This window comes from Enterococcus sp. AZ163, from assembly GCF_050498925.1.
Taxonomy (GTDB): domain Bacteria; phylum Bacillota; class Bacilli; order Lactobacillales; family Enterococcaceae; genus Enterococcus_A; species Enterococcus_A ferrettii.
In genome coordinates this window covers 309,113-331,139 of the sequence record NZ_JBIPAO010000003.1, presented here as the reverse complement: position 1 = coordinate 331,139, position 22,027 = coordinate 309,113, and the positions used below count along the sequence as shown (strand labels likewise).

Here is a 22,027-nt window from a genome sequence, read left to right as displayed (position 1 = left end):
ATTTCATTGTAATTACAGAAGGGACATTAATAAACAAACAATAAGCGATAGCCGTTATCATAAATTTTAATACCTAAAAAAACATGTGTTTTATTTCACAATTACTCATGACTTTACCGTGCATCCTGTTGGCCGATATCACTTTTATTAATACCTGCAATTGACATTAAATCGAAAAAGGCCCATACTTTTTAGTTAACAACAAGATTACTATTTGGAGGTCAAAATGGAGAAATACGATGTTATATTAGAAGTTGTAAGAACAAGCAATATTTCCAAGGCCGCAAAAAATTTGAACTATAGTCAATCAGCAATTAGTCAAACAATTAAATCATTTGAAAGTGAAATGGGCTTTCCGATTTTTAAACGCTTAAATTCGGGTGTGCAGCTTTTACCAAATGCACAGGATGTTATTAAATCGCTTGAAATTATTCATCAAGAAAACCAAAAATTACAACAGCTCTCAGATTCTATGACCCAATCGGAAATCGGAACTGTGCGTATTGGAAGTTTTATAAGCTTTGCAATGACTTACCTTCCAAAAATATTGAAAGAATTTACAGCAAAATATCCAAAGATCAAATTTGAGATTTTTACAGGCAACCAGCAAGAGATTTATACAAAATTACATAGAAATGAAATTGATATTGCTTTTACTTCTATGTATGGTATGGAAGAATTTTCTTGTGAAGTATTTCTAAAAGATGAGTTTGTCGTGGTCTTACCCTGCGATCATCCACTTGTTACAGAGTCAACTATTTCCATCAATCGTATAGTTGAAGAAACATACATTTTATCCGGCGAAAGATTTGACTTTGAAATTGGTAATTTTATCCATTCACTTGGTTTGGAACCACAATATACTTTCGAAATATTCGACGAATTGGTGGCTTTAAAACTTATTGAAGCAGGATTTGGCATCAGTATCTTTTCAAAATTTTTCTTGGATAGCATACCTAATCATGTAACTGTCGCTATTCGACCGATCAAGGAACACTATTACCGTTCCCTAGTCATTGCAAGAAACCCGGAGGTCTATTCTTCTGCAGCCTCAGATATTTTTAAGGGCTTCGCAAAAATCTGGCTCGATAATAGATTAGGGTGAATGCCTAACAGATTAGAATAGCTTCAAACTATTTATTTCGTCTAAAAAAGTGGTTAAACTCTTAAAAAAAGTGATGCTGGTATATTTATCCTAAGAATTTCCGCCATGACAGTGCATCAGGCGTTGGCATTGGCGATTGCGATATTTGATAATTGAATAAATCAGCTGTAATTGATCTTTTGAGGAACGCTTTTACCAGTTGTAATTTTATTGAATTACGTCCCTTTTCCCTGTTTATAGATTTATTCTTTGGGTAAATCTAACATATTGTTTATCCCTATGCTGATTCTATGGGTGTGTATCACTTCGTTTAAGGATCATTTTCTTTTGCCTTTTCATGCGTAGAGTGTGTTTTTTAAGTTGTAATTGCCCGTCTTAGTGGCTATTATTAGACTCATAGATTCGTTCACGATAAGAGAAAAACAATTAGGTAAGTGAAAGTTCGTACTGTGACTTTACTTTCCTAGTTGTTTTCTTATTTTGATCTTCTGAAACAGTTGACAATGATCTTTTGAAACGGATCGGGCATCTTTTTATAAAAATTAGTGGAAAGCTGATACCCATTGCTCCAATAGGTGAGAATCATTTTCTCTTTCCTCGAACTTTCTTTTGAGCCGGTTGACAATACTGGAAAGCTGTCTCAAATTGGATGGCGTAGCATTCCTCCCCACAAAAGGATGCATAGTTCTTGTCGCGACACGATCTCTTCTTTCCGATCAAACAAAATTTTCAGCAGCTACTTTTCTTAACGGGCAAACCGGATGTTCAACAGAATAGACAGCGCACCGTCCTTCTTCATGGTTTTGGGAGAATGGCAAATCGTTGCCGGAATCACTTAATTTCATTGGAGAATTTCCTGCAGATCTTCCTGCGTACAGCTTTTACGAATCCAGTCACTAATTCTTACTGTTGTGTCTCTCGGGTCTCTTCTTCTGTCGGTCTATTTCAACTTCACGCAACACAACAATGGACAATCCTCTAAGAGCTCACAGGGTACAAACTTCTTAACACAAGGTCTCACTTAAATAGATCAGTTGAATAAACTTGCTGGTATAATGAAAATTAGATAAAAATTTTCTCAAGGAGGATAACGTGTCTAAAAACAATTATTATTCAGTTAAATATACAGATAATACCGGACGGATATTCACAAATTTTGACGACTATCAAGCTGGAATTAAAGGTCATAGTGGTTCTTCTAGTAGAGGATTTAGACAATTGGCGGATGCTGAAGAGTGGCTTGCTGTAAGATCTTACAAGCTTGTTAAAACTACCGAACCGAATCTGATTAAGCAGTCAAAGGTCGAAAAAGCAACTGACAAAAAGAAATCTCCTAAAAAGACTAGATACTATGTCGTAGCTAAAGGAAAACGCAGAGGTATCTATACTGATATTACTAAATACCAGAAGTATAGTTCTGGTTCGAGAGATGTAATTGCTAAAGGGGGCTTCAAAAATAAAGGACAAGCTAAAAAATGGCTTGAGAGAGTCACCAAGAATCAAAAAAAATACCACGCAATTGTTATTGGCAAGCGTGCAGGCATTTATACAGATAAGAAAAAATTCGATAATAATTTGAAAGGAATAAAAAATAGTTGGGGCAAAGATAACTTCAAAAGCAGGGAAGACGCACAAAAATGGTTCGACGAGCGTACAGCATTTATTCGTAAATACAAAAATAGCCTTTATAAAGAAGTGATTATAGCCTATGAAAGCAAGTCGTTACCCGTAATTTATGTAGATGGTTCTTACTTTCCTCATCGAAAACGGTACAGTTCTTCTGTTGTGATATGCGAAAAAAGTACCACGATTGCCACTTTTGCAAAGGCCGAAGTAAGTAAAAAAAACAATATTGATGGGGAAGTAGAAGCACTCCTATTTGCATTAAAATTGGTTATCGGGCTTTATGAGTTTAAAGAATTTATTTTAGTATATGATTTTGATGACTTGGAGAAAGTGGCTAGAAATCAGATGAAAATTAGAGGCGTGACCACTGCTGTGCAAGAGCAAATTGTTGAAAACATTGATACTTATGAATTGAATATTCATTTTTTGAATGTAAAATCGCATAATGGAATCATTGGGAATATCGTTGCTGACAAAATAGCTAGAAATATTATAGATAGTTTAGATGATTTTGATTCATTGAGAACGTTTAACTTTTGATACTTGCATATAGGATGCCTGTCTCTTCTATGATTGATAAATCAAGAAATAGTATATGGGGAATTATTGACCGTGTTTTTTGAAGAAACTGATTGCGATCCTATTGAAAAGTTGTAAAATCCACGCAGGTTTTACATATAATATCCTAAAAAAAGAAAGACACAGGTAAGCTTTTACATTAGTTTTTTATAAAGTCGCTATGAATATCTATTATCTGACAGGTAAAAATTCTAGCAACAAAAAAAGAATGCAGCACAATCTGTTTGCGCTGCACTCGTAAAGATAAGAGCTGATCATTTAGCGTGTTATTTCCCTCTATAATATGCTGTATCTGGGATGCCGCCGTTTTCCTTAGGAGCAAACAACAACGTACCTCCATTGTTTCCCATCATAATACGATCATAATTTGAGTCTGTCCCGTCTGCTTCGATGCCTTCCGGAGTGGTGCCCTTCGAAGCTATCATCAAGCTCATACCAGTTGGTGCAGGAGCCGGTTCAAATGACAAAAAGATCACATTGCTTTGTTTCTGTGGATTGCTCAGCGAAAACTCAGTTACTCCTCCAAGTCCTTCACCAGATAAAGTAACTAAACCATTATTGAATGGTTAACTCATGCCCATTTGAATTTGTCCAGGTTCCATTTAATGAAGAATAATCATTATTCAATATCGCTTCTTCTGACAGTCCAGTTATAACAATTTGTTCCTCTGAACTAGTTGTCGTAGTAGGGGTAGATTCTGTTGAAGCTGAGCTGGGTACTTCGCTGCTGATTGTCGCAGTTTCCATAACTGAACTGGAGCTCAACTGATCGCTTGTCTCTCTGGAAGACTCTACAGAATCGGATGAATTGTTTGAACACCCTGCCAATGCTATTCCCATTAAAGAGGCTATCAAAAGAAATTTTATATGCTTCTTTTTTTATCCTAACTATTTTTTTGGTTCTTATTTTATATTTTTTATTGTAGCATAGTTTTTATTTTTACTTTGATTTGCCAAAGTATATTTTGCCAACATATTGCTGCTTAAATTCTGCACATTTCGCAAGCTAATTATAGTTTTTTCAATCATATCTAGCTTCTCAATACTCTGCTGAAATCGAGCTATAAAAGATAGAAATTGGTTCCCTTACATTAGTAATCCCGCTTTTGCTAAGTCTAAATTTAATTTAAGTGGGTATAAACATTTCTTTTTTCATACAGTACTCTCAATACAATTACTTTTCTACTACTGATTGTGTAGAGGAGCATGTAATTCTTTACAGACTTTCGATAAATGTCTATCCCTTTTCTTTCTACGTATATGGGTCGCATACCTGCGTCATACTCTAATCCTTGAATACTAAGAATAAATGCCTCATAATGTTGTTCTGCTATTACTATACTTTTAAACTTACGGACAATATAACTGTAGATAGCTTCCATATCATCCAATGCAGTTTGCTTTATTTCGACAGAATAGGTCTCATTCATATTTCGCTCTCAGTTTTTCTTTGTTCTTCATTAAATCTTGAATCGTGTAGCTGTTCTCATTGTTCAATTCAAGAAGAGCCTCATCGATTTTATTTTGTATAGTTGGCGGGAGCATTTCCCAGTCTATTTCTGTTTTTCGATTTGCGGTTGGTTGAAATGGTAGTTGCCTTTCTTGAATTGTTTTAACAAGAAACATATTAAATGCAGTGGTCATATTCAATCCCATTTCTTTAAAAATCTTCTGTGCTTCTTCTTTTACCTCTTCCTCAACTTTAAAATTAATTGTCGTCATTGACATAAATACCACATCCTTTGTACGTTCATTGTATATCTAAAAGGAAGCAATGTAAATACAAAAGCTACATAGAAACATTGTTTTATCAACTAACTGCCAACTATCTCAGCAACAAACCAAAACCAATTACAACTAAAAGTCCTATCCTGTTAATCCGCAAAAAGATCAACTGAATTAATTTGTAAGCTCATTACGAAACTAAGAAATAGAGGCAATCTTCTATAAGAATATACTGATCTATAGAATACAATATAATTTATCATCCGCTAATTTCTAATTTTTTCCTAAAGTGAGTGGGCTCTCTCAGTAGTCTATCTTTCCTCTTTCAATCGGTTATGTATAAAAACGATATTGACCACCCGATGGTCTTCAGCAATAAAAAAACACCAGATAGTTAACCAACACCCGTTTTCGAATATTTTCTAATTAAGTTAGTTCCATATCAGTGCTAAATACTGGTACTCGGTTATGAAATTAGCTCAATTAGAAAAAAGATAACCTCAGATTCTCTGTTCAGAATTTGAAGTCATCTTTTCACTTATTTTTTAGCCTCTTTGTGCTTCTAGCATTCGAAATCTCCGCATTTCGCAAACTCATTGTAACTAATTTTTTAAGTATTTCTGGCTTCTCAATGCTCTGGTGAAATCAGGTCACAAAGAACTGCAATCCTTAATAACTCAGTTGTTAGGATTCATGACAGAGTGCTTTTGAGTTACTTACCAAGAGAATGTATGCCGCTTATTTTCGTTAAAGTTGCTAGTAGGAATTAAATAGGAATCCGAGTTCTTCATTGTTAAGTCTTTTCGATTAGTCTACCTTCTTATGGTTAGCAAATAGTAAAAGAGAAGCTGCAATGAGCAAAACTAAACTACCTAAACCAATAAATAAGAACGACTGTTGGCTACCTGTTGCTGGCAGCTTTCTCTGATCGGTTGAATTATTTGATCCTAATCCACCAGTTCTATTCGTATTATTTTTATTGGTTACTATCCCTACTGTTGTACTAGTAGTAGATGTCGTTGTGCTTGGTTCAGTAGTACTTGGCGCCGTAGTGCTCGGTTCAGTGGTACTTGGTTCGGTAGTGCTTGGTTCAGTAGTGCTTGGTTCAGTGGTACTTGGTTCGGTAGTGCTTGGTTCGGTAGTGCTTGGTTCGGTAGTGCTTGGTTCAGTAGTGCTTGGTTCAGTGGTTGGTGGGGTTGTTTCAAAATCGGTTAAAATAAATTTACTATTGGTCGCATTTTTTCCTGCTTCTAAAACTTCATCAAAAGGAGCAAGCCAAGTTGTTTTTGATTCTGCAAGAGCGTACGCTCCTGATTGGCGCGCGATGTCAGACAATCGGCCAACATTTACGACTAAATTTTTGCTGGCTGTCGGTGTATTGTCTTGGACCAGCCATCCCTTATAACTTTTTGGACGAACACGAACGCTTAATTGGTTGTTCGTATCAGTAATACTAAAGTTTTTACCAGATAAAGCAGAGAAGGTAAATGTCCCTTGTGCATCCGTTGAAGTGCTCGCAGCAATTCTTTCACCAGTGGGCGTATCTTCTAATAAATCAACAGTAATCCCTTCAATTGCATTTGAACTATCCCACACTGGAGAATCCGTTTCAGCTGCTAACTGTTGATAATTAACCTGGCCGCTAATCGTTGGTTGAATGGCGAATACATTTTGATAATTACTCGTTGGCTGTTCATTCGGAGATTTTGAATCTAACCAATTTTCTAATCCAGCTTGACCAGCAAACTGGTCCTGTGTAATTTTGGTTAAATCTACATCAACTAAACAATTGGCTTCAACCTGAAACGTATCTTCAATTGTTGCCGTTGGATTAGTTTTTATCATTTCATAACGATAGCCAATAAATTCACCAGGAATTTGATAATAACCTTCTTGAGGAACCATAAGATCCGTCATTTCAGTAAAATTAGTTCCATCTTTAGTAATGTAAAAATGAAACGCAATGCCATGATCGAGAAAGTCTTGCTTTGTTGCCATTGTGCCGTTATAGCTTAAAGTCATTTTAAAAGAATTCATTTCAATTTTTTGTGAGCCTTCTTGCTCTTGTGGAATAAGAGTAGTCCAGGAAGCCTTCAAATCTGAGCTGTAAAATTTTCTCGCTCGATTTAATGAATAGCGATTGATTTTGCTAGATTCTGAATTTGGAAAATAAAGAACATGACCAAATTCTGAATTCGTTTCTGGTGTCGACAATACCGCACCTTGGCTACTGGATAAAGCCTCTACTTTAGTTGTTGCTACTGATATTGTTGAGAGTGATAATAATAGTAAGATGACCCCATTGACTAGTTTTTTCATTTTTATCCTTCTTTTCTCCTTAATTTCGACTTTACTATGCACCTTAAAGTAAAGTTCCTTAGAGATTATAACATATTATCTTAATCAAAAGTTCATTTAATTTATTTTAAACACATTTTCAGATAATCTTATATACCTAAAGCAGAGTAAAATAATTTTCTGAAATCCGTATAGAAGGACATAACTTATTTTGGGCTGTTTCCTATTCATTTTGACTGTTTGCTGCAAGGACTAGAAGTGATTTCCGAGCACGAACTATACAGTATTCTATGAGGCGAGAAAACCACCATTTCCGATCTGAGTCAGCTTTTCAGCATCATTCGATTAAAATAGGATCTGGACTTTCAGGGAGAAGTGATTCTAGCCTTTCGGGTAACAGCTACCAGCTTTCACCTTTTATGTAAAGAGATGCTTCATAACAAAGTAGTTATCTTTTTCAAAACGTTGCACACGCTAAAAATGAAAAAAATAGAAGAGCGAAGTCTCAAAGAGAGCTTTCACTTTTCTATTTTTTTGATTCAGATATATCGATATTTATGCTTATGCTTTTGTATATCTATTTCATCTGCCATAATTGGATCAATTCTCTCATACACATCACTCGACAACCTATGTCCCTTTTTCTCTATTGTTCGATTCGATAAATTCTCCGAGTCAACTAACCCTAACACCCTACCCATGAATATCATTGCTAGTCTTTAATTGTCTTTCTGCTGATACTTTGGAGATTATTGTAGAATTTCTTTCATCGCAGCTATCCCAATACGTGCTAAGAAAGTTTTACCAACTCCAATATATTTATGCGAATCGTTTATATTTATTTGTTTCAATAAACGGTCTTGTCTTATTCGTTAAAACGCCTTTTTAAAGTAAGTTTTTCCTCATTGCCGCAGAAGTGCGATTTTTTGCTAAGCTCCCTACTCTTTACAAAATTTATGCATTAAAGCGATAACCGCTACCCCATAGTGTTTCAATGGGTAATTCAGACAATTCAGTTTTTCTCAATTTTTCACGAATTCGTTTGATATGAACGGTTACCGTCGATACTTATGTATTTAGAACATCGAAATCCCAAATACGTTCGAATAATTCTTCTTTATTCCATACTCGATTGGGATGTTCCATCAAAAACAATAGCAGCTGAAATTCTTTGTTAGTAAAAATAATTTCTTCTTCTAATACATAAACTTTATGGGCATCGATATTGATTGAAATATCTGCTCGTTCGATTGTTTTTGGCTGGTAAGTATTTCCGCTCAATAATTGATAACGATTCATATGAGCTTTTACTCTAGCAACCAGTTCATTAGGACTAAATGGTTTGATAATGTAATCATCTGCCCCTAATCCAAGTCCACGAATTTTATCGATATCTTCCGTTTTTGCTGAAACAATGATCAAAGGTGTTTGTTTCTTTTCACGAATGGCTTTACAAATTTCAAAGCCATTCATGCTAGGCAGCATGATATCTAAAATAATCAAATCAAAATTTTTTTCTAAAGACAGTTGTAACCCCATTTTCCCATCGTGCTCAATCGAAACATTCATATTATTGATCTCTAAATAGTCTTTTTGAAGTTCAGCGATATCAGGATCGTCTTCTATGATCAAAATGTGTGGCAAAATTAGTGAGCCTCCTTCATTAAAGGTAATTGGATTTTTACGCTCGTGCCTGTTTTGTGCTTACTGTCTATGGAGATACTTCCTTGATGGTGTTCAATAATTTGTTTAGCGATACTTAATCCCAAACCGCTGCCTTTGATCGTTGGGGTCCGGGACTTGTCTGTTCGATAAAACCGATCAAAAAGGTATGGGAGTTCTTCTTCAGCAACCCCGATCCCATTATCGGTGATCGTGAGAGTCAATTCAGTAGATGAATAGGTAATACTAAAAAAGATTTTTAATACGTCTTTTTCTGAATGAGCAAATTTTATGCTATTTTGGATTAAATTAGTAATTACACGTCTCATTTGAATTTCATCCATATTAACCAGTAATTTTTTATCTGGAATGTCAGTTGTTAACTCAATATCTTTCTCCCAGAGATATTCTTCTAAAATTGGTTGAATGAATGAAACAAAATTTGTTAGTCGCAGCTCATAAAGAGATTGATCTAAATCCAGTTTTGAATAGAAGAAAAGTTCTTCGATCAATTCATTTAAAGCGATGCTTTTTTCATGGATCACCTTTAAATAGTGGTTCCTTTTTTCATTTGTGTTAGCAACACCATCTAAAAGTCCCTCAACATAACCCAAAATAGAGGTAACTGGTGTTTTTAAATCGTGAGAAATATTAGCAATCAATTCTTTTCGGCTATCTTCGTCTAGTTCTTTTTGTTGATTGGCTTCTTGTAAGTCTTGCCACATTTGTTCAAAGCTAATTTGTAACTGTTTTACTTCAGATGATAATTTTTGCTCATCTTTTGTGGTAAAAGGATTATTCGTCAGAGTAGGATCACTGATTTTTTTGGACGCTTTTTCTAAATCTTCTAACGGTTCAATGGTTGTTTTTGTTAATCTTTTATTGATATACCAAGCAGCTAAAAAGGCAATGATGATAATCACAATAACTACCCAAATGATCCATCGCGTGATGAATTCAAAGAGGTTGCTTTCTCTTTTTAAAATAATGAAGCTTCCCTTACTTCCATCTAAATATTGAAAATCAGATTTAACATAATGATAAAGTCGACCGGCATTGTCTAAAGTTCCTGTCGGCATAAAATTATTCATTTCATAATCAGGGCTATGAACAATCAAGGATTTTTCAACCAGGTCTTTTGAATAATATGGAAAGGAAGCATTTTTACGGATGACGACTTCTAAGCCTTTGTTTTCAATAGAATGAATGGCTTCTGATAACTCACTGTTCATAGGAAGGGTGAGCAGCTCAGGAGAGCGTTTGACCAATTTATCTAGTGTGATATAACTCTCTTCTTCCGTTTGAGTCAACGGTCGTTGTTTCGTCATCATTTTATATGCCTGCGGAACACTGGGAACGGTGCCTGAAGTAATATAAAAAGCCAAAGACAGTACGATCAGCACAGCACTTAATGTAATAATAATGGCACTTATATAAGAAATAAAAAAACGTCGTTTGATCGTCACAGCTTTTCCTCCTTTACTCTCAATTTCTAATTTAGTGTATCGAAAGAAGTGGAGAAAGGCGAGTGATTTCCTTTAAATCACTAAAGAGTTTATTTTTTGTTCATATTTAAGACAGAAGCAGTTTAGGAAGGGATGCTATTCTAAGGTCATCCAATAGGAAAGAGGGAACAATTATGAAAAAGAAATTGATTTTAATGTTAACGTTAGCAGCAGTTGGCGGCGTTACATTAGCAGGATGCAGTAACTCAGCTTCTACTAAAAAGGTCACTGAAAGTACAGCAACTACATCTGAAAAGAATAAAAATTCGACTAAAGGGGATGACCTAACGACTATTTTAGCAAAAACGGATTGGCAAGGAACACGTGTATATGACAAAGACAATAACGATTTAACAGCGGAGAATGCTAATTTTATTGGACTGGCGAAGTATGATGGGACAACCGGTCATTATGAGTTTTTTGATAAAGAAACCGGAGAAAGCCGCGGAGATGAAGGAACATTCTTTATAACAGCAGATGGTGCAAAGCGCATTCTGATTTCAACCTCGCAAAATTATCAAGCAGTTGTTGATTTGACGGATGTAACGAATGAAAAATTTACTTATAAAAGAATGGGCAAAGATCAAAACGGCAAAGAAGTCGAAGTCTTTGTTGAACATGTGCCCTACGAGAAAAAAGAATTAGCCTTCACAAATGAGCCTCAAAAACTTACCACAAGTACAGGAAAAATTGTTACAAATGAAGATGGTAACCAATTATTAGGTGAAACATTATGGAATGGTACAAAAGTAGTAGATGAAGACGGTAATGATGTCACTGCTGAAAATCAAATGTTTATTAGTTTAGCTAAGTTTGACGCTGCGACTAATAAATATGAGTTCTTTGATAAAACTTCGGGAAAAAGCCGCGGAGATTTCGGATATTTTAAAGTATTAGATCATAATAAAGTTCGTGCCCACGTTTCGTTAGGTGAAAACAAATATGGTGCTGTTCTGGAATTGACTGAACTAAATGATAAACAATTTACCTATACTCGAATGGGAAAAGATAAAGCTGGAGAAGAGATCAAAGTTTTTGTTGAACATAAACCCTATACCGGAGATTTATCACCCGACTTTACTTTTTAAGATTGAGAGAAGTTAAAAGGTTTGCTATTTGCTAGTATTGCGCTACTTTTTAGTACTTGTTAAACAAATAGAAAACAGGCAATACAAAAAAAGGTTGAACGACTATCAACTTTAATGATAAGTGAAGATGCTTATGGAATTGCGATTGCTGAGGATGAGACGATGTATTTGTCTGAGATTTTTACTTTAGAACTAGGATAAGTACCCAGACAAACTTCCAGAAACTTTTGCTCATTGCGCCTAAACCCTAGATGCAGCTGCTGATGTCAGAAAAAATGAACCCCAGAATCACTGAAAAAATCGGAAAACAGTTAGAAGACAGCCTTGAATTTTGTGACCTCCCCCTTCCTTTCCTGAAAAAATTAGATAACCTTAATCAGATCATGGTGGATTTCTATAAAAGATATGTTATTCTATTCCTATGGTTTATCTACAGGCAGAAAGGGGTGTCACTGACATGATTACATTGTATATAGCTTCATATTGTGATTCTTGCAAAAAGGCCCGTTCTTGGCTGTTAGAGAATCGAATTCCATTTGAAGAAAGAAACATTATCAATAACCCCCTCACCAGTGAAGAGCTTAAAGAGCTTCTTAGCAAAACAGAAAACGGAACAGAAGACATTATTTCTATTCGTTCGAAATCCTATAGAGAATTGAATATTGACTTTGAAGACTTGTCCTTTAATGAGTTGATTAAATTGCTGGAGGATTATCCTGATTTATTGAAACATCCTATAATGTTCGACGAAAATAAGCTTCAGCTTGGTTACAACAAAGAGGGGATTCAACAATTTGTCCCACGTAAAGTACGCCGAGCCACTGAAAAAGTATTTTTAACAATTCTTTTAAACGATGAAAATCTTAATAGAGGCAGCTTGGATCTTTTTAAGGAAGAAAAAACGATGTAGCTCATTACAGATGGAATTAGTGGCTATGAAGGAAAACGAAAGTAACTTGAATCATTTTCACCTTCGTGAGAGTTCATTCGATTTGCAAACTAGATGTCCAACAACATCTAAAGCATTGGTAAATATGGCTGAACAAAATCAAAAATACTGCAAGGGTAGTCGATATCACTACCCTTGCAGTATTTTTGTTTCTTGATGATAAGAACGTCAATTAATTCGGAGGTAAACAAAGGTATATCGTTGCAAGATAATGCAGTTTGGTGACACTCACCTAGGAAAAATAAAAAATGCGAATTTTCCTGTTGTCACTATTTTTCACCTAGTAAGGATCACTCTCACTGATTCCTTTTTATTGATTTCATTTCGTTCTTCAAAGAACGTGCCGCATTTTCTACTTTTCCACCATAAACCACCTGGAGGTTCTTCTCATCAATTCTGACAATGCCCATCGATCCGGTTTTCTTTAGCCGCTGCTCATTTATAATACTTGTATCCTCTAACACCAAACGCAAACGAGAAATACAGTTATCAATCTCCTTAATATTATCGAATCCACCTAGTGCTTGCATAATTAAACTTCCTAACTCACTACCTGCCACTTCTTCGTCAGCATCTTCTAAAACATCATCCTTTGAACGACCAGGCGTTTTGATGTCAAATCTCTCAATTACATATTTGAAAACGAAATAATAGACTACCGCGTAAACTAATCCTAAAGCTACGACTAAGTACCACCGGGTATAGGTCCCTTGGAGAATACCGAAAATAGCTAAATCAATCATCCCGCCGCCGGCATTTCCGACAGCTACACCCAGTAAGTTCATGATCATGAATGACAAACCTGACATAAAGGCGTGGAAAACCCATAAAATCGGTGAAATAAAGATAAATGCGAATTCAATTGGTTCAGTAATCCCTGTCACAAAGCTAGTAGCTGCTGCTGCAATCAGCATACCTTTGATCTTAGGTCGCTGTGTTAAATAAGATGTTTTGTACATTGCATAGCAAGCTGCCGGCAAACCAAATACCATAAATGGATGTGTGCCTTGTGTCAGGAAACGTGTAGCATTGCGCATAATTTCCATGTCTTTGACCGGAGCTGCTAGTTCAGCATTGAAAATCGTTAATGCACCCGAAATAGTTTCCCCATCAATCGTAGCTGTTCCGCCAATCGGTGAGAACCGAATCAATTGATTCAATACGTGGTGGAGGCCCGTCGGAATCAACAATCGTTCTGAAAAGCCATACAAAAATGTTCCAATAACTCCAGAGTTACCAATCAAACCACCTAATGCATTAATGGCAGTATTGAAAAATGGCCATACAAAATAGGAAATGATTGATACAATAGGAATGGTCAAGATAATCATAATAGGAACAAAACGATTACCACTAAAGAAACTAAATGCTGTAGGTAATTGTTTGGTATGGTAGCGATTGTGGATCATTGCAGTCCAAAGTCCGGTAATAATCCCACCAAAAACCCCCATCCGATAAGTAAAGGTTCCCAACATAGTTTCATACATATTCGAAGTCTCAACAGCACGAATCTGACTCATCCCGTTTTCCATTAAGTGCTCAACTGTTGTATTGTCAGCATCAATTCCCTTTAGTTTCAACAAATAGTTAATGACTACATGGAATAAAATAAAAGCTATAACTACAGAGAAAGCTGCAATTTCTTTGTCTTCCTGTGACATCCCTATCGCAACTGAAATTGCGAACAAAATTGGTAATAATCCAAACATGGTCCCGACAACCGTTTGGACACCTCCAACAATGCCTTGAATAATCGTTGCATTTGCAAATCCTTCCCCCACCAGAGTAGGATTCTGTAAAATCGATACAATACCTAACAACAACCCCGAAGCAACGATGATTGATAAGGGGCCCATCAATGATTTACCTAACTTTTGGACATAAGTTCTCACAATTAACACCTTCTTTTTCTAGATTGACATAAACGTTTATCTCTCTGTTACAAGGTGAGTATAGCACCCTGAAAAAGCGCTAACAATATGATAGAAGGCTATAAAATCAGTATTCAACGGATGATTGTTCGTTCTTTTTTTGAATGGTCATTCAAAAGTAAAAAGACACGAAAACGTGTCTTCAAACAGCTGAAGAACTCTCAGCTATTCATTTTTTGATAATTGAGGTACCCCTCATAGAGTAGACTCAAAGCAAGGTTTAAGGTACAAAAAGAAGAATTGTTCAATCCATTGACATTATTAATGTTCGTGACTTGATAATACAAGCTGGTATCCGCCAGACTGGCTAGCTTATTCTGACCAAAACGTGTAACAGAAATTAATTGTGTTCCTTTTAATTGAATTTTTCGGACGATTTCTTCTAACGTATTTAATCTTCCAGACAATGAGACAACAAACAGCAAATCTTCATCAGTAATATCATTTGAGATTAATTTCAATTCATTCTTTTCAGGAACAATGATTATATAAATTCCTAGATTCCACATGCATCGGGCAAATTCATTCAGCATCATTCGTTGTCCATGGCCTGTTGCGTAAGCAAAAATCCTTTTCGAACGACGAATGGCTTCATAAATATCTTCTACACTTTTATCATCCTCGAATAGTTTAATCGTTACCTGAACATCCTCCAAAAGGATAGTGGGCTGAAATAAATCACTCATATCCACTCTTGTCTTTTGGTTGCGTACGTATTCCTCTTTTAAAAAATAACGGAATTCACCATACCCCTTAAACCCTAATTTCTTTGTTAAGCGAATAATTGTTGAATCTGATACATTCGCCTGTCTAGCCAATTCTGAAACAGTTTGTTTGATGCTTTTTTCCATATTACGAGTAATGAATCCTAAGACATATTCATCATTTTCATTTAATAGCCCATGATGCTCATTAATCAGTTGTTCGAGTGTCATATCCCCAGACCTCCTCTAAAAAAATTAAAAGCTGTACTTTCATTGTAATACGAAAGTACAGCTTTGATAAGTTTATTTTATACTTTTAATAACAGTTTCCCACTTTTTACTTCATGTTCCGTAAATTCTAAAATGAATTCTTTCTCTTCAGGGAACAAACTCATTATCGTATCGGAAAGCTTCCCTGCTTGAATCTGTTCTGCATCAAAAACAAGCAATGGCTTTCCAACAAATACCTGTTGGTTTTCCTTAACTAACACTTGAAGACTCCCATGAACCGCCTCCTATTCCATCGCAATAGCCATCACTAGATTCAGTAGAACATCGGCACCTTTTTGAACATCTTCAAGATCTGTCCATTCATCAGGATGATGAGTAACGCCATTTTTTGAAGGAATGTAGATCATATTAGTTGGAACAAAATCCGCCATTATCATAGCATCATGGCCAGTCCCATTATTAATAATACGATACGTATAATCCAATCGATGACAAATCTCTTTCATTTTTTCTACATTTCTTTGATCCATCACACTTGGTTCTGTTGGGTTGCTGTAACCGATTCGGGCCATTTCCTCAAGTTCACAACGCACCCCTGTATCCTTTTGAATCTCGACCAACTCTTTCGACATACTATCCTTTACCTCAGCTGGTGTGATGGTTTTTGTATCAAACGTTCGAATCTCCACAAGTGCTTCGACAAAGTGAGGAACAAACTGATTAGAGTTTGGCTCAATGTTCAATTTTCCAACAGTACCTGCAATATTATCTCCCAAAGATAACATCCAATTATTCATGAATAAGACAAAACGAGCAGCTGCAACTAAAGCATCTTTGCGAGTAGTCATCGGTGCTGTAGAATCTTCAGTCTCACCATAAAAGCGTACTTTAAAGCGGCCAATTCCTGGAATAAATTCAACCAATCCAATATCTTTCCCCTCATCTTCTAATATAGGACCTTGTTCAATATGCAGTTCAATAAAATTTTTAATGGTTTTGGGATCTCGTTTAGCTTTTTCCAAATCAGGCTCAACACCGTAGTTTCGCAATGCTGCTAATTTCGTCTGACCATGACGATTCTTAACCGTTTCTAATTCCTTCATAGTTAAAGTCCCCATCATTGCTCGTGAATTTGAAACCCCAGTACTTGGTCCAAAGGTCTCACCTTCTTCTGCATTCATTAAAATGAGATCGATCGGGTATTCATTTTCAAAATTAATTTCTTCAAGGACTCGCATCGTTTCCAGTGCCGTAACAACTCCAGCAGTACCATCAAACTGTCCACCGTTTACGACTGAATCATAATGTGAACCAATCATCACCGCCGGAGCTTCAGTTTTTTTACCTGGTCGTCTTCCAAACAAGGTGGAAAACCCATCCTCCCAAATCTCCAGACCTAGCTTCTCCATTTCATCGATTAGGTAATTTCTCGCTTGACGATCTTCTGTTGAATAAGCTGATCGTGTAATACCTAGTTCTGGGGTCGCATTATATTTTGCCAAGTTTTCAATATCGCTTTTTATTCTCTCAAAATTCGTTTTCATTCGAGCCTCCTCCATTCTTTTCGCTTGTATCGTAACACCAAGAATAAACCGCTACAATTGCTTGGCAAAAAAATGACGCTCTATTCACTTTGAGAATATTTCTTCGCAGTCTGATTGATTAATCATTAAAAGTTACAACTGGTCCTCAACTTAAATTTTTGAGTTTCTATAGTCTATTAAGATCGAAAATTAACTGCTTTTTCTGCTAGAATTTTTGAGAGTATACATAAAACACCCCATCCGTTGGTTGTCACAGAAATTGGGTGCATCATTTGGCAAAAAGCTTATCCAGTGTCGGATTTGTTCTTTTTTCTCATTTTTTACTTATAAAAAGAGAACTGCTCACAATGAAAATCGAGCAGTTCTCTTTTTGCTGTTGAAAATCAAGCTTGTCGCGAAAGATGTCAGAGTGAAAAAAAGTTGCTTCACACTTTTCTATACCGCCGTAACCCAACAATATTTAACAATGTAAATCCGACAACAAAGAGAACTAGCACCCCTAAATCAAAGGAAATGGCTGACCAGCCCTGCCCTTTGATCATTACATTCGTTAAAGCTTCTCCTCCATAACTTAAGGGGAAAATGTAGGAAATATACCGGACCCAATCTGCCATACTATCTAATGGAATCAGGCCAGAAAAGAAAACCTGAGGAATAACAACTAAAGGAATAAACTGAATCATTTGGAATTCTGAGTTGGCAAAGGTCGAAACAAAAATCCCCATAGATAATGCTGTCAGTGCGATCAAACTATTGGTTATGATAACCCACAGCAGATTCCCGGCTATTTGTAAATCCAAAATATAGATGGAAAAGAAAACGATAATGAGTGTCTGCAGGATAGCAAATATCCCATAGCCTGTTAAATACCCCATAACAATCTCGCTCCGCTTAATAGGTGTCGCAAGCAAACGTTCTAAAGTTCCAGTAGTTCGTTCCCGTAACAGAGCAATTCCTGAAATCAGAAAAACGAAAAAGAAAACAAAGAAGCCAATTAGAATCGGAAATATTTTATCAAAAAAGGAACTGTCCGCATCACCATATACATAGGTATTTTTGATTGAGAAGTTTTCAACATGTACTTTTTGCCCCGTTTGCATTGCCAGCTTCTGCAAATCTACACTCAGTTTCTTCAGTTTACTTGTAGTAATGATATTTTGGAACAGTGCTTTCACTTTCGCTGTATTGCTAGAGTCCTCATTTTGATACAAAATATGAAAGGTAGAGCCTTTTAGTGTGACAAATGCATCTAAATTGTCGGTCAACATTTTATCCTCACTATCTTTTGCATCACGGTACCTTTTCACTTTTACTTCGTCCGTTGGAAAATTGTCGGTTAGAGCAGCCGGCACCGTCTCATCGACCCCAATTTTAACGTGGGTTTCTGCATTTGTATCAAAGACGACATTCATAAGACTCAAAACGATTATCGGTGCGATAAGCATTAACGCCAAGGTACGCTTATCTCGAGTCAGCTCCTTCACCACACGAGTCAACATTGCTTTGTATCGAATCATTTTGCATTCACCTCTGCTTTTAAGAAGACTTCTTCGATACTGTCTGCATCAAATTTTTTCTTTAATTCATTAGGCGTTCCTAAAGCAAAGAGCTGCCCCTCGATGATCAATCCAACGTAATCACATTTTTCTGCCTCATCCATTACATGAGTCGTTACAATGATTGCCTTTTCCATAGCAGCCAAAGTCTGCAGCTGCTCCCAAATAGTCACTCGCAGACTCGGATCGATCCCAACAGTTGGCTCATCCAGCACAATCAAATCAGGATTAGCTAATAATGTAATCGCTAAGGAAAGTCGACGCTTCATTCCTCCTGAGTAGGTTTTCACGGGTTGATTTATGAACTGAGTCAAGTTAACGAGGTTTATGTTTGTATCAATTGCCTGGTCTAGCTCCTTTTTCTTCAGACCCATCAGGTTACCGAAAAAGACTAAATTTTCTTTTGCAGTCAGATCCTCATACAAAGCATCACTTTGTCCCATGTATCCGATCCGGCCTAAAATCTGACGATTTGGCATCGTTGTTCCGAAAATTTCTGCTGTTCCTTGATCTAGTTTTTCCATTCCCATTAAGCATTTAATCGTCGTTGATTTTCCTGCTCCACTGGGACCGATTAATCCTAATATACAACCAGAATCAAGCTTAATATTAACGTTATCTAATATTTTACGTTGATTAAATGATATGGATGCTTGAGTCATCTTTGCAGCGATTTGAGTGTTTTTCCCCACGTGTAATCCCTCCTCATTTTAATGGACATCGTGTGTATTATCTTGTACTCTTTGTAGTATAGAATGATTTTAAAAAACTACAAGACATTTACTGACTTAATGGACACTTGTCAAAAATTGATTACTAACTGAGGTGCTCTTTAATGAAACAAGAAAAAGATATCCGTTATTATCGTACCAAACAGCGGATTACAGCAGCTATGGTTCGCTTACTAAAGGAAAAAAACTTTGATCAGATAACCGTTAAGGATATTTGTGAATATGCCGAAATAAGCCGCAGCGGATTTTATCTACATTACCTTGATAAGTATGATTTAGCTGAAAAACATCAGCTGGAGCTACTGGCTCACGCCAATAAAATCATTCAAACAGCTTCACAAAGTACGATCAAAAGGAATGACTTGATGTTGCATATGCTTAACTACCTGAAAAATGATGGAGAACTATTAGCCCTTCTAATTTCTGATCATGGGTCACCAGAAATTCAGAATCAAGTGAAGCAATTATTGAAAAAGAATGCTCTGAAAAATATAATTGCCCACATTAATATCCAACTGGATACCGAGACAGAAAAGCATTATTTAGTGACCTTTTTAAGCAATGCAATATTAGGCGTTTTGCAGGAATGGATTAACACTGGTCAAAAAGAATCGCCAGAAGACCTTGTGCAAATCATGAATAAAATAGTAAGCTTTGAATTCACATAATAAAGAAGTCAGGACTTTTCACAAAAAAATGGTTTAAAAGCATTTGCGACTAATACCTCTCACAATCACTCGCAACGTTTAACGATCTTTTGGTATTCAAAAGTATTCAAAAAAAACTACATCCACCATTGCCCTTCAACATATAAAATTACAAGCTTACCATCAAGAAAAGAAAAAGTTTTTAAAGCCGCAAAGTAACAACTCAACGAAAAAATACAACCGATTAAACAACTAACACTAAACGAAATTTATTTAAATTGAATCATTTGTTCCCACATGCTGCTTTTAAGAAAAAAAGAGGTTTTTTAGAGGATTTTATCATCTGAAACGTTTTAAAATGTTTCAGATGATAAAACCATAATTCATCTATAGGAAACTATTTTACTTCAAATTAGAACCCTCACGAAAAAAATCTTATCTATGCTGAAAAACAGCTAAAAGCAAATTTATATTAATAGTTATACCGTTATTCCAAAAAGTATATTGCCTTTCGGCATATAAAATTACAAACTTACCATTAGATTAAATCTATCAAACACTTGAACCTTCAAGAAAAGAAAAAGTTTTTAAAGATGCAAAAAAACAGCTCGATGAACAAAACATCCATTTCATATTAAGGTAAAACAATAATTATATGGAAAGTCTAAAAATTTAAAATAGAGGTGCCCCCTTATGAAACACGTATTAATTTTAACTAGAAATGTTTTATCTGAGGAATCATTAATTCAGCAACTTCATTATTTAAACTATGAAGTGTTATGTTCAGCTCACCTTATTCAACCTTTAGAAGATGGTAAAATTTTGCCTGTAATTTCTTATTTTAAAATAGTGATTATCAGCGAAACTATAAGCGACAATGAAGTCGTAAATATTTTACCTACTTTGAATTCTTATGGATTGGTCGTTATTCGGGCTGGTGAATCTCCTTCTCCCGATGAAAAGAGAATGTGGAAAGAAAATGGCATCCTTCATTGGATTAACAAACTCCCTTCTGTAAAAGAATTAAGGGAAGGATTAGCGGAAGCCGCTATTATATTGGAGGAAAAGATAGGTAATAAGGATCATTTTAAAAGCTTTTCTACAAAACATGTTATACCTTTACACGCTGGAAATTTAAGAAGTGTTTATATGAATTTTACTAAATCTCAGAAAAATATATTCGACCGTTTACTATGGGCACAAAATCAAGAAACTATTTTGTCACGAAAAGATTTGTGTGATTATTTATGGAACGATGGTATTACTAATTCTAATTTGAGTCAGTTGTCCTGCTTAATCCAAAAAATTAGAAATAAATTTAAACAATGTGGCCTTCCTTATGATGTCATTACTACCGTATGGGGAAAAGGCTATGAATTAAATGAGGAATTTTATCAATGTTGGCTAACGGAAGAACAAGAAATGTCTTTACAGAAAAACGTATGACGTAAAATAAATTCATTGGAGGAGAAAGACCATGAATATTTTTAAGCGGACTAGTAAGCATATTCTACTATGGAAAAACAAAATATAATAAGAAGTTTTTATTTCATCTATTGCCGTATATGTATTAAGCTTCTTTGTAACTATCGGCCCTTCAATCCATTTGCAAAATCTTTTTAAAGAATCATCAGTACAAGAAAGCGAAAAGAAAATAGATACAAAAATTGATCTTACTTCTTTTGGCGATTTTCAATTTGACCGTGCTAACTTAAAGCCTTTATATGTAAAAGTAGAAGGTACAACAATGAATTTCCAATTTGATTGGAGAAATGATTCTTCTTTATATAACAAAAGATCTTTTATGGGTTCGCTCGTTAAATATAAATTCTTTCAAAACGGCATTGAATTACGTGATGATTTTCACGAAAGGTCAATCGACCCCGATGATGTAGACCTTCATTTTAATATTGAAAAAAAATACTTCGTTACAGTTAGGAATCACTGCTTATTTACACGACAATTTACCCGTTACCGTTAAAATGATTCCATTAGAAGGAGAAGCGGCTATTAAGTTTGCAAAGTACGTAAATTTTTAAAATAGTAGTCAATTTATTTCACCTCTTGAGAAAAAGCTTTATATCAACGTTTATCGAGAGGTGAAATAAAATAGTAAGCTTTGATTTGATTTTATTTGATGAGATAG

20 protein-coding genes and 1 pseudogene are annotated in these 22,027 nt (G+C 35.6%); 7 read left to right on the top strand and 14 right to left on the bottom strand.

Annotated features, from left to right (window positions below; all coding sequences use genetic code 11):
• Nucleotides 1–226: 226 nt before the first annotated feature.
• Complete coding sequence (locus tag IGI46_RS23220) at nt 227–1,105, top strand: LysR family transcriptional regulator (RefSeq protein WP_429965513.1); 879 nt, start codon at nt 227–229, stop codon at nt 1,103–1,105.
• 716 nt (nt 1,106–1,821) lie between these two features.
• Here IGI46_RS23220 and IGI46_RS23215 read toward each other — a convergent pair.
• Nucleotides 1,822–1,950, bottom strand: coding sequence for a hypothetical protein (locus IGI46_RS23215; RefSeq protein ID WP_429965514.1), 129 nt, complete (start codon nt 1,948–1,950; stop codon nt 1,822–1,824).
• 247 nt (nt 1,951–2,197) lie between these two features.
• Here IGI46_RS23215 and IGI46_RS23210 point away from each other — a divergent pair, with 247 nt between their 5' ends.
• Nucleotides 2,198–3,271, top strand: coding sequence for a viroplasmin family protein (locus tag IGI46_RS23210; RefSeq protein ID WP_429974366.1), 1,074 nt, complete (start codon nt 2,198–2,200; stop codon nt 3,269–3,271).
• A gap of 305 nt (nt 3,272–3,576) precedes the next feature.
• Here IGI46_RS23210 and IGI46_RS23205 read toward each other — a convergent pair whose 3' ends face one another.
• The 7 genes and pseudogenes from IGI46_RS23205 to IGI46_RS23175 form a co-directional block, all read right to left on the bottom strand.
• Nucleotides 3,577–3,744: a hypothetical protein gene (locus tag IGI46_RS23205; RefSeq protein WP_429974365.1), complete on the bottom strand. Its 168-nt coding sequence runs from the start codon at nt 3,742–3,744 to the stop codon at nt 3,577–3,579.
• A 121-nt stretch (nt 3,745–3,865) separates the two neighbouring features.
• Nucleotides 3,866–4,150: a DUF6287 domain-containing protein gene (locus tag IGI46_RS23200; RefSeq protein WP_429965517.1), complete on the bottom strand. Its 285-nt coding sequence runs from the start codon at nt 4,148–4,150 to the stop codon at nt 3,866–3,868.
• Between the two features lie 281 nt (nt 4,151–4,431).
• Complete coding sequence (locus tag IGI46_RS23195) at nt 4,432–4,740, bottom strand: type II toxin-antitoxin system RelE/ParE family toxin (RefSeq protein WP_429974364.1); 309 nt, start codon at nt 4,738–4,740, stop codon at nt 4,432–4,434.
• The gene (locus IGI46_RS23190; RefSeq protein WP_429965519.1) at nt 4,733–5,038 is read right to left on the bottom strand and encodes a type II toxin-antitoxin system RelB/DinJ family antitoxin; all 306 of its coding nucleotides are present in this window, start codon (nt 5,036–5,038) and stop codon (nt 4,733–4,735) included. Before IGI46_RS23190 ends, IGI46_RS23195 begins: the two co-directional genes overlap by 8 nt.
• Nucleotides 5,039–5,842: 804 nt before the next feature.
• On the bottom strand, nt 5,843–7,354 hold the full coding sequence (locus IGI46_RS23185) for an LPXTG cell wall anchor domain-containing protein (protein ID WP_429974363.1): 1,512 nt from the start codon (nt 7,352–7,354) through the stop codon (nt 5,843–5,845).
• Nucleotides 7,355–8,287: 933 nt separating this feature from the next.
• Nucleotides 8,288–8,980 (bottom strand): annotated as a pseudogene (locus tag IGI46_RS23180) (response regulator transcription factor).
• Nucleotides 8,980–10,323 carry a sensor histidine kinase gene (locus IGI46_RS23175; protein ID WP_429966079.1) on the bottom strand — a complete coding sequence of 448 codons (1,344 nt, stop codon included), beginning with the start codon at nt 10,321–10,323 and terminating at the stop codon, nt 8,980–8,982. The pseudogene IGI46_RS23180 and the gene IGI46_RS23175 overlap by 1 nt, the downstream one beginning before the upstream one ends.
• Before the next feature lie 311 nt (nt 10,324–10,634).
• On the opposite strand from IGI46_RS23175, the gene IGI46_RS23170 reads away from it, so the two are divergent.
• Nucleotides 10,635–11,588, top strand: coding sequence for a DUF4822 domain-containing protein (locus IGI46_RS23170; RefSeq protein WP_429974362.1), 954 nt, complete (start codon nt 10,635–10,637; stop codon nt 11,586–11,588).
• Between the two features lie 457 nt (nt 11,589–12,045).
• Entirely contained in the window at nt 12,046–12,498 is a 453-nt protein-coding gene (spx, locus tag IGI46_RS23165; protein WP_429965522.1) for a transcriptional regulator Spx, read from the top strand.
• A gap of 335 nt (nt 12,499–12,833) precedes the next feature.
• Here the strand turns inward: spx and IGI46_RS23160 are convergent, their stop codons facing one another.
• From IGI46_RS23160 to IGI46_RS23135, 6 genes are all read right to left on the bottom strand, one after another.
• Nucleotides 12,834–14,429 carry a PTS transporter subunit EIIC gene (locus IGI46_RS23160; RefSeq protein ID WP_429965523.1) on the bottom strand — a complete coding sequence of 532 codons (1,596 nt, stop codon included), beginning with the start codon at nt 14,427–14,429 and terminating at the stop codon, nt 12,834–12,836.
• A gap of 200 nt (nt 14,430–14,629) precedes the next feature.
• The gene (locus IGI46_RS23155) at nt 14,630–15,403 is read right to left on the bottom strand and encodes a MurR/RpiR family transcriptional regulator (RefSeq protein WP_207702958.1); all 774 of its coding nucleotides are present in this window, start codon (nt 15,401–15,403) and stop codon (nt 14,630–14,632) included.
• A 77-nt stretch (nt 15,404–15,480) separates the two neighbouring features.
• Entirely contained in the window at nt 15,481–15,663 is a 183-nt protein-coding gene (locus IGI46_RS23150; protein WP_429965524.1) for a hypothetical protein, read from the bottom strand.
• A gap of 24 nt (nt 15,664–15,687) precedes the next feature.
• Complete coding sequence (locus IGI46_RS23145; RefSeq protein WP_429965525.1) at nt 15,688–16,947, bottom strand: M20 family metallo-hydrolase; 1,260 nt, start codon at nt 16,945–16,947, stop codon at nt 15,688–15,690.
• Nucleotides 16,948–17,372: 425 nt separating this feature from the next.
• A complete protein-coding gene (locus tag IGI46_RS23140; protein WP_429974361.1) occupies nt 17,373–18,464 on the bottom strand; it encodes an ABC transporter permease in 1,092 nt (363 codons plus the stop codon).
• Complete coding sequence (locus tag IGI46_RS23135; RefSeq protein WP_429974462.1) at nt 18,461–19,165, bottom strand: ABC transporter ATP-binding protein; 705 nt, start codon at nt 19,163–19,165, stop codon at nt 18,461–18,463. The genes IGI46_RS23140 and IGI46_RS23135 overlap by 4 nt, the downstream gene beginning before the upstream one ends.
• Nucleotides 19,166–19,338: 173 nt before the next feature.
• Here IGI46_RS23135 and IGI46_RS23130 point away from each other — a divergent pair, with 173 nt between their 5' ends.
• The 3 genes from IGI46_RS23130 to IGI46_RS23120 all read left to right on the top strand — a co-directional run bounded on the left by IGI46_RS23130 (nt 19,339) and on the right by IGI46_RS23120 (nt 21,862).
• Nucleotides 19,339–19,902 carry a TetR-like C-terminal domain-containing protein gene (locus IGI46_RS23130; RefSeq protein ID WP_429965527.1) on the top strand — a complete coding sequence of 188 codons (564 nt, stop codon included), beginning with the start codon at nt 19,339–19,341 and terminating at the stop codon, nt 19,900–19,902.
• 672 nt (nt 19,903–20,574) lie between these two features.
• The gene (locus IGI46_RS23125; RefSeq protein ID WP_429965528.1) at nt 20,575–21,327 is read left to right on the top strand and encodes a winged helix-turn-helix domain-containing protein; all 753 of its coding nucleotides are present in this window, start codon (nt 20,575–20,577) and stop codon (nt 21,325–21,327) included.
• Between the two features lie 160 nt (nt 21,328–21,487).
• A complete protein-coding gene (locus IGI46_RS23120) occupies nt 21,488–21,862 on the top strand; it encodes a hypothetical protein (RefSeq protein WP_429974360.1) in 375 nt (124 codons plus the stop codon).
• The last annotated feature ends 165 nt before the right edge of the window (nt 21,863–22,027 follow it).